5 protein-coding genes and 1 pseudogene are annotated in these 8,327 nt (G+C 30.9%); 3 read left to right on the top strand and 3 right to left on the bottom strand.

The features are described from left to right. The first annotated feature begins 1,091 nt into the window (after nt 1–1,091). Nucleotides 1,092–1,418 (top strand): hypothetical protein, encoded by a 327-nt coding sequence (locus LXM54_RS27425; RefSeq protein WP_233319492.1) that lies wholly within the window; start codon nt 1,092–1,094, stop codon nt 1,416–1,418. Between the two features lie 1,125 nt (nt 1,419–2,543). Here LXM54_RS27425 and LXM54_RS27420 read toward each other — a convergent pair. Further along, complete coding sequence (locus LXM54_RS27420) at nt 2,544–3,146, bottom strand: SET domain-containing protein (protein WP_233319490.1); 603 nt, start codon at nt 3,144–3,146, stop codon at nt 2,544–2,546. Nucleotides 3,147–3,405: 259 nt separating this feature from the next. On the opposite strand from LXM54_RS27420, the gene LXM54_RS27415 reads away from it, so the two are divergent. Both LXM54_RS27415 and LXM54_RS27410 read left to right on the top strand, forming a co-directional pair. Then, nucleotides 3,406–4,668 carry an S-adenosylmethionine decarboxylase related protein gene (locus tag LXM54_RS27415; RefSeq protein ID WP_233319487.1) on the top strand — a complete coding sequence of 421 codons (1,263 nt, stop codon included), beginning with the start codon at nt 3,406–3,408 and terminating at the stop codon, nt 4,666–4,668. A 593-nt stretch (nt 4,669–5,261) separates the two neighbouring features. After that, complete coding sequence (locus tag LXM54_RS27410; RefSeq protein WP_233319485.1) at nt 5,262–5,537, top strand: HU family DNA-binding protein; 276 nt, start codon at nt 5,262–5,264, stop codon at nt 5,535–5,537. A 775-nt stretch (nt 5,538–6,312) separates the two neighbouring features. On the opposite strand, the gene LXM54_RS27405 is transcribed toward LXM54_RS27410, so the two are convergent. Then, nucleotides 6,313–7,287, bottom strand: a complete 975-nt coding sequence (locus LXM54_RS27405) for a tyrosine-type recombinase/integrase (protein WP_233319483.1) — start codon at nt 7,285–7,287, stop codon at nt 6,313–6,315. Nucleotides 7,288–7,993: 706 nt separating this feature from the next. Further along, nucleotides 7,994–8,170: pseudogene (locus LXM54_RS28650) on the bottom strand (type IIL restriction-modification enzyme MmeI); the annotation flags it as partial. Nucleotides 8,171–8,327: the final 157 nt, after the last annotated feature.

The following is an 8,327-nucleotide window of genomic DNA, read 5'->3' as shown; positions in this document are numbered from 1 at the left end:
ATTAGTGCAATAAGAAATACAATAAATTAAAGTATTCAAATGATATAGTCTAGAGATATAATAAACTCATTGCAGCAAAAAAAGAAATTACTGAACTAGGGTGAAAGAAAAAAATGACGTTACCAGATCTCTATTCAAAGTTAGTAATAGCACCTTTATATATACTTGTATTAGTAATGTCTATTCTTTATCTGTTATTCAATTTCAAAGAAAAAGGTTTCTTTGCATTTATGTTTAAAATGTATGCAGTATTTATTATAGGTAATTATGTAATAGCACTTTACTATCGTTTCTTAGATAAATAAATAGTTTCACTGACTACCTTGTTGGTGTTTTTTTATGGTAAAAACAGGGCAGCATTCCTGTATAAATCAAATATGGATATATGATTCTTCATTTAAGCTAGATGGGGTTTACTTAAATAAAAGGATGCTCTTTTATTATGGTTCTAAAATGGCAGTATAGAGGAAAAAGGAATTTTCAAAGTAGGATAGAATACATAGGATTAAAATAATTTATGAATAGAGGAATTTAGATAAGTGGATAGACAACGAACACTTTTTTATGGTTTTATTATTGGATTAGTTTTATTAATTGCTCCCGTACCTAATGTATTATATTGGATGGATGATAATGAAGAATTCTTTCGTTATATAGGATTATTTATAACTGCATTCTGTGCGTTCCCATTAATTTTTGATGTGGTTAGAGTTTATAAGAATATTTTCAAGAAGTATAGTTAATAAGAAATTTAAGCTGTCGTTATGGCAGCTTTTCTTAATTTCCTAAAGGAGTGCAATGATGTTATAAAAGCCTGGTTTAAGGAACTATGCACTTAAACAATAGTGAAATGTCCTCTAATGAATAGGAGTTATCCCTTCTAAGAACTAACTCGGCAGCATTCCTATAATATAAATGAAAACAAGTTTATGGTAGAAACGGGGCAGGATAGTAAAATTTAATAGAAAAAACATGGGATAAATTACGTTAAAGTGTGCTGCAATTTTTTGTTGTTATAATTAATGAAAAAAAGTGACAAAAAGGGTTAAAAAGGATAAAATTACACTAATTATTTTTATTGAGGTGTTGAAATGAAAAAAATTCTTAAAATCCTTTTTGGTCTTGCAGTCGTAATAATAATCGCAGTTGGTTATGTTCAGTTTAAATTTATTTCTATTGAAAAGGCAGTGATTGAATATTTGACGATAAACAAAAAAGTTCCAGAGAAAAATATCGTGACTGATCCCTTTATGGCAAATTTGTCAGGGGAAAAAAATTGGATGGTAGCTGTAACATTAAAGGGAGATTCAAAAATATATTCTTATTACATAAACAATCAAAACAAACTTGTCCTAGAATCTATCGTTGAAGAGAATGGAGAAGGTGAAGTAGAGATTTTAAACAAAATCATTAATTAAACTATGTCTAATAATAGGTAATTAACTTCCAGTGGCACTTTCATGTTCTATTACTATAAGGGTTGCATTATTATAATAAAATTAAACGAAAATAAATAAGCTTGTGAAGGAATGTACTTAAAGCAACGGGGGCTTTAATCCATTAAGGGATTATGCTCCTTTTTGCACTGTTGCTAACGGGGCAGCATTCCTGTATAAATTAAATCTAGCTTATGGAAGAAACATGGAAGTTTAATTTAAGTTCACTATTTCACAAACTAATGAATTTTTAAAATGAAAATCACTGTATAATAAAGTTAGTAGCTTTTCTAACTGGGGGAAAATATGGTTGAAGTATATGGATTGTAGAGGAAAAAGTTACAAATAAATCTTAGATGAATCAGGGCATCATATGAAATAAATTATTAAGTGAAGGATTACGAGAAGAGATAAAAAACTGTTTGATGTTGGTATAAGCATATATTCCCCATACGTTAAAACTTTTAGTCCGGTGGATTTCAATTGTAAACTTTTTAGAAACATACTTATAAGTAAGGTCTCTAAGAAAGAGATTTTCAGTAATTGTACGCAAGTTGATTTTAATAAATGTTAACAAGAGATATAGTCAAAAGATCAACTAGATTTATATAGTGTTTAAAGGGGAATATTTTATAAAGGAGTAGTTTATTTTTATATGAAAAATAAAGTTTAGAATTCTTTTCAGCGTATGCTGTAGTTTTCTTCATTACTATTCCAGTGTGTACACGTAACAGTACACTCTTCAGAGTAGTAGAGGCTTGGGAGACATATACAGTAAAATACCTATTGAAAAGGAAGTACTTCTAAGGTAACGCTTAAAATACCGGAAAATGTAAACTTTGAAATGTATGAGCCGGTAAATGGGATGGAAAGTAACGACCGAAACTAATGATAGTGATAAAGTAACCTCTATTCTAGGGGAAGCATTTCAATACTATGCTGATGGTAGCAAAGTAGAGTTAGACAGGAGTCTTAAGGAGGATTTATTTTTTATTCTGTATATTAGTGCTACTATAGTAAAGGGGTTAATCTATTCGAGTTTATCTCCATTTAACTTTACCGGTTTCTAATTCAAGTCTACAAAAATCCACTTATTCTTCTAAAATTTTAACTATTTTCAGGATGGTCATAATTCCATAAAGTGAGGATGGAATCTATTGGTTCAGTTCCATTAGCAACAGCATTTACTTTATCAATAAATTTTTCGTGGATCAAATATTTTAGTGGTTGGTCTACCTTATTGAAATACTTAAAAGCCTCTTTTGCCATGTTATCCCACTCTTTATAATAAGTTAAATAGTCATTTGAATACACTCTTGTTCTTGATGATCCTTCTGCTGGTGGACTTTCAAACTTTTCGTCGCCACCCAACGTACCATAATCACATGTTAATTGTTCGCCAGGTTGAATGTCTCTAGCTGCTAACTCAAAGTCATATGCTGTATCTACAATATTTGGATTAAAACTATGATTAATATACTTTGCGTGATCCCAATTAAGAACATATTCGATGTCATTATCTTCATATGCGTATTTATATATTACCTTTTTTCGTGCATCATCAAGACTTTCAATATACTCTTTTTTTAGAATGATATCTAATTCATCTTTAATCCAGGTAATGGTTCCTTTAGGGATTAATTTTGTTGCAAACAGACCAACGCCTATTTCCTCACTCACGAACCGAATTTCTGTATCAGGGTGCATCATGGTTTTATTCCTCCTTAAAATAGTGGAAATTTTCAGCTAATATTCACTGACTAACATATTTATGTAAATAGTTTTCGATAGGAGTAGACTCTAATCATGTGTCCATTACATTTTTTTAAATCAATATTAAAATAAGTATTTATTCCTACATAAAAATTTATTTCATGATACTGATAGACAAGGGCCGTCACCGGTTTACTTATTGTTCATATGCTATTAAATCTAAACTTAGATAATTTACTTTCAAAGGATGAATGATATGCGTGATATTGGGGTGGCAATTTCAATTTTTGGAAGTGCTGGTGGTGTTGCGAGAGCATTGTTGTCTTTGTTAAATAAAACTATTACAGACTCAACTGATCCACTACACAAATTTACAAAGCAAAGTATGTTGCACTTAATTGATATAAAACAAAAGGATATTGCTTACTACAATGAAATATGTCCTAATTTGATTAATCAAATAGTTCTAAATCAAATCGATCTTACAGACTTAAAAGAGGTACGTAAACATATCTCCGAAACTGAAACTTCGTTAATTGTTGATTTATCTTGGGCAGATACAATAGATATTCTAGATATATGCAACGAATTTGGGGTTTTTTACGTAAATTCAGCTTTAGAAAATATAGAAGTAAATGAAGACGAAAATCTAAAAGGATTTACTTTACTAGAACGTTTTTATCGATTTGAAAATGCTAAACATAGGTTTACAAATATGAAAGGGATAGTGTGTTCTGGAATGAATCCTGGGGTTGTGCAATGGATGGCTTATTCCATAATGGCCATGCATCCTAATGAAAAACCACTAGCATGTTATATTGTCGAAAAAGATACCACATTCTACAAGGATAAGTCACTTCTGGACAAGGGTATTATATATTCTACATGGTCACCTGAGTGTTTTTTAGATGAGGCAATATTAAACTATCCGATGATAGTTAAGGGAAAAGTGCCTCTTCATCTATATAAAGAGGTTTATGCTCAAGAATTTAAGGTTACATTAGGGGATACCCAATTTTATGGATGTTTAATGCCACATGAGGAAGTTTTGAGTTTAGGAACCCTTTATGATATGGAAACTGGGTTTATATATAAAGTAAACGATTATACAACACAAATAATCCGGGATAATCTTGGATGTACAGACGATTTATTGAATTGGAATTTAAAAGTTTTAGATCCTTCGGAGGCTGAATTAGAGGGTGAAGACCTGGTAGGAGTTCTACTTGTATACAAGGACAAAGAGCGATATATGTATAATGTTATGAACAGTCAATTTACATTTGAAAAATATGGAATAAATGCTACTTATATACAGGTTGCTTGTGGTGTTTATGCAGGGATTTGTACGTTGTTATTAGATAAAATCTCGAATGGTGTATTTTATGTCGAAGAATTGCTGGAAAAAGATAAGAGCGCTGGTTACGGTAAATATATCACTCAATATATGAAAGAATTTGTAATAGGTGTGAACCAAGGGTCTGATGGTCTTATTTTAGACAGAATGAAAAAAGTTTGAAGTAATAAAGAAGTACAAAAAGATTTCCCAGGCGGTAAACAAGCATTAGGAAAAACGCCTTTGGAATGCACAAAACGGGTGATTCTGTTAGTGGTGTACCCTTTATAAAGAAACTTGATTAATAAAGGGAATCAGTTTTGTAAATAGTGATGAAAAAGTAAAGTTCCCCAATAGAGTTATCCCAAGTTATATAAAAATATTTAAGAGCAATCTTGTCTATGATAAAACAATCTTTTGGGTAAGTGTTCGATTCTAAGATAAGTTTGTGAACAATTCCAATTAATCTAAAGGGAGTGTTGATTCAGTAAGGATTAATGCTTCTTTTTAAATAAATGAAAAATTAGCTTATGGAAAAAACGGGGCAGCATTCCTGTAAGAACTGAAAATATTAAAGGGTTTGTGAAATTGTACACTTAAACAATAGGAGGCGTTTGTTCCATAAGAGGACTTCCTAAATGGTATATATTATTTCACATCTTACACTACCTTTTGTTGAGGCTCCAAGTCAATTAGCTTTATAATTGCGAATTAAAAAAGTTTGTGGAATACTAAAAGAGTTCTACTTAAGGACTGATTTTAGGAGGTACATAATTATGAACAAAACAGATCTTATTAATGCAGTAGCCGAAAGCTCTGAACTATCAAAAAAAGATTCAACTAGAGTAGTTGACTCCGTAATGGAAACAATAACAACAGCATTGAAAAATGGTGATAAAGTGGAGATTATTGGATTTGGAGCTTTCTCAGTTAGTGAACGTGCGGCAAGAAAAGGCCGTAACCCTCAAACTGGTGAGGAAATTGAAATTGCAGCAAGCAAAGCACCTTCATTTAAAGCAGGAAAAAAACTGAAGGATGCTGTTAAATCATAAGAACAATGAATGGCAGAGGATATATCCTCTGCCTATTTTTTATACGGTGTTAAATTTTTATAAACCAAGTGTTGGGTTGCGGCGAGTTCCAAGCACTAATGACTATGAATTCAAAAATAATAAGAGAGTATTTAACGTTTAACAGACAAGAGAAGAAAGGATTAGCAATGAATATATAAATCAATAAGTCTGCGTTAAATCCTTATTTAACGAACAAAAACAATATAGTTTTAGATACTCATTGATAAGGATTATTTTAGGAATCCTTAGATGCAATTAGTCTAATTTTAATTACATTCCTGATAGAGTAAAGGTTTTCTAATCTTTTAAAATAGTATTTACATGATATGCTGGTTATTGAATATTATTGAAATATTTTAAAGTAAACATCGTTCCCAATAAATTATTAGAAGCCAATTAGATGAGATGTACCAAAGTAATATTCAATGATGAAGAAAATAGTTATAGTTTAATAAATTTACGCACTCAAATTTTTCAATAAAAATAATTTATAAGTACTTAGGGATTTCTTTAAAATAAATGAGATTTTTACTAAATTTACAACTTTACCAATTTTGCAAATACTAAATTTTGATAATCTATTCTGTAAAGAAAAATTGTATATCAAAAGGAGTTAAATGATGTCTGAAAAACGCATTGTGACAAATTTAAGTGAGTGGTTCATCATGCAAACTAATTTAATTTCGTCTGAGAGAAGTGAATCTTAACTAAAAAAACCGCCAACCCCAACAGCCTCAAGGGTTTACGGTGAAAATTAATTGTTAAAAAATCTTGAAACATCCTTATTTCTCATAGCCTTTTGCTTCTGTTCATTGCTAACATGGGTATAAATTTGCGTAGTGTTCAAATTTGTATGCCCCATAAGCTGTTGTATAGTTACTAAGTCAGTTCCATCTCGAACCATACCAGTTCCAAAGGTGTGGCGTAATTTATGAGCTGTTAGTTTCTTTTGTTCCAAGTATTGAAATCCAGGTTGCTGCTCTAGAAACTCAAAGGCATTCTCTGTTATTTCTTGTATTCTCCTTCTGGAAATTCTAACACCTCTTTTTGATAGAAAGAACGCATTCGAATGATTAGGTTTTGGTTTCGCACGAAATACTCGTTCATAATCCAATAGTAATTGATATAAAGGAACAGGAAGGGGAATGTACCGAGCTTTATTTCCTTTGCCTGATACTTCAATACCTGGATCTTCTTGATCTCTAATAATGTCTGAAATGTTAAGATTATGTACTTCTACCACACGTAATCCAGCAAGTCCCATCAACATTAATATACATTTATTACGTATATAGTAATCGCTTGGTGGCATAGACATAAAAAGTAATGCGAGTTCTTCGTCACTAAGATAAGTGGGAAGCCGTCCTTTTTCTTGTTTTGCCATATCCACTTCTTGAGCAGGGTTATAATCTAGAATTTCTGATTTCATTAAAGATTTATATAGAGTTCTTAGAGTCATCAATCGTCGGTTCCGGCTTGCCTTCGATGCGTTTCGGTGATGCTTTCGTAAAAATCCTGCAATATCCTGTTTGGTGATAGTTTCCAATCCAACTTTTTGCGATTTATGCTCATATAGATAATTTAGAAATAACTTGGTGTCATAAAAATAGTTACGGATCGTAAGGGAAGAGTAACCCAAGTCCTCTAGGTACACTCGAAAAATATCTAACTCTTCTTCATAGTAAGAAAGTATATCTTTCTCTATGTATAATTGATGTTTGTCTTTCAACTTCAGGACTCCAACTCCTTTTAATAGATATCAAATCGAGAACATATATTCTAGTATACTACAAATTTTATTTAATCGCACATAATAACTATTATGTGCGATTGGATGGTAATAAAAGGATTAATTAAGCAGTTAAAAATTTTATATTGAGTCTGAAAGTGAATTTAGTGGGTTGCTAAAGGTCTTTTTAAAGAAATTAGATGAGCAGTTGTACATGAAAAAAATCTAAATTCGTCTGAGAGCGTATGAAAAATGAGGTAAATGGCTTATAAATACAGTAGTATCAAGGGTTTGGGAATGATTTTATATAAAAAAAGTAAAACGAAGATGCTGAAGTTTATTTCGTTGTAAATATTAATTTTAAACTAATGATTATAGCTAAAAAAGCTAATGTTAGATACTGGAGGGGCTATATATTTTAACTGTATTTAAACCTGAGGAAGATGTTACTAAGGCTTTGTGTTTATTTACTTATGTCAAATCGTAAATAAATACTACTGAAACTTACAAAATTTTAATATCAAAGAGAAAAGTTTTAATTATATCGGTTCATGATTCGTGAGAAGTTAAATGAAACTAGCTAATATGCACCACAATAGGGGATTTAAGAATATATATGTCAAATACAGTTTAAGAAATTTGAGACAGTTGATTGTTTAACAACCGTCTCAAATAATTAATATTATCTTTTCAATTCAATAAAGTCTTATTGATTATTTGTTATTCTGGAGACTTCCCTTTGGTAAAGTTTTATTAAGTATCTAATTCTTTCTTCGTCTGAGTTGAATCCATCTTTCCTGTATAACATATCGACAGCTTTATCTAACTTCTCATGTAATAATAACAAATTCGTTGGCATGATTTTACCATATAAGTCACGAAGGCTATTTCCTTCGGTAAAATATAATTAATATATATCCTGCCATAGCTCCGATTACGGGATAGGGAAGGGAAGGCAGCTCTTCATTTATTAAAACTCGATGCTTTACCTTACGAAATAGGCGAATATACAGATAAAGAATTACTGGATTATCTAAGGA

It is taken from the genome of Bacillus sp. Au-Bac7, assembly GCF_021341655.1.
GTDB lineage: Bacteria > Bacillota > Bacilli > Bacillales > Cytobacillaceae > Niallia.
This window is presented reverse-complemented; position numbering and strand designations above follow the sequence as displayed.

Bases quoted from the DNA above. Each gene is read 5' to 3' on its own strand.
- LXM54_RS27425 (WP_233319492.1), top strand. From the start codon at position 1,092: ATGAAAAAAATTCTTAAAATCCTTTTTGGTCTTGCAGTCGTAATAATA.
- LXM54_RS27420 (WP_233319490.1), bottom strand. From the start codon at position 3,146: ATGATGCACCCTGATACAGAAATTCGGTTCGTGAGTGAGGAAATAGGC.
- LXM54_RS27415 (WP_233319487.1), top strand. From the start codon at position 3,406: ATGCGTGATATTGGGGTGGCAATTTCAATTTTTGGAAGTGCTGGTGGT.
- LXM54_RS27410 (WP_233319485.1), top strand. From the start codon at position 5,262: ATGAACAAAACAGATCTTATTAATGCAGTAGCCGAAAGCTCTGAACTA.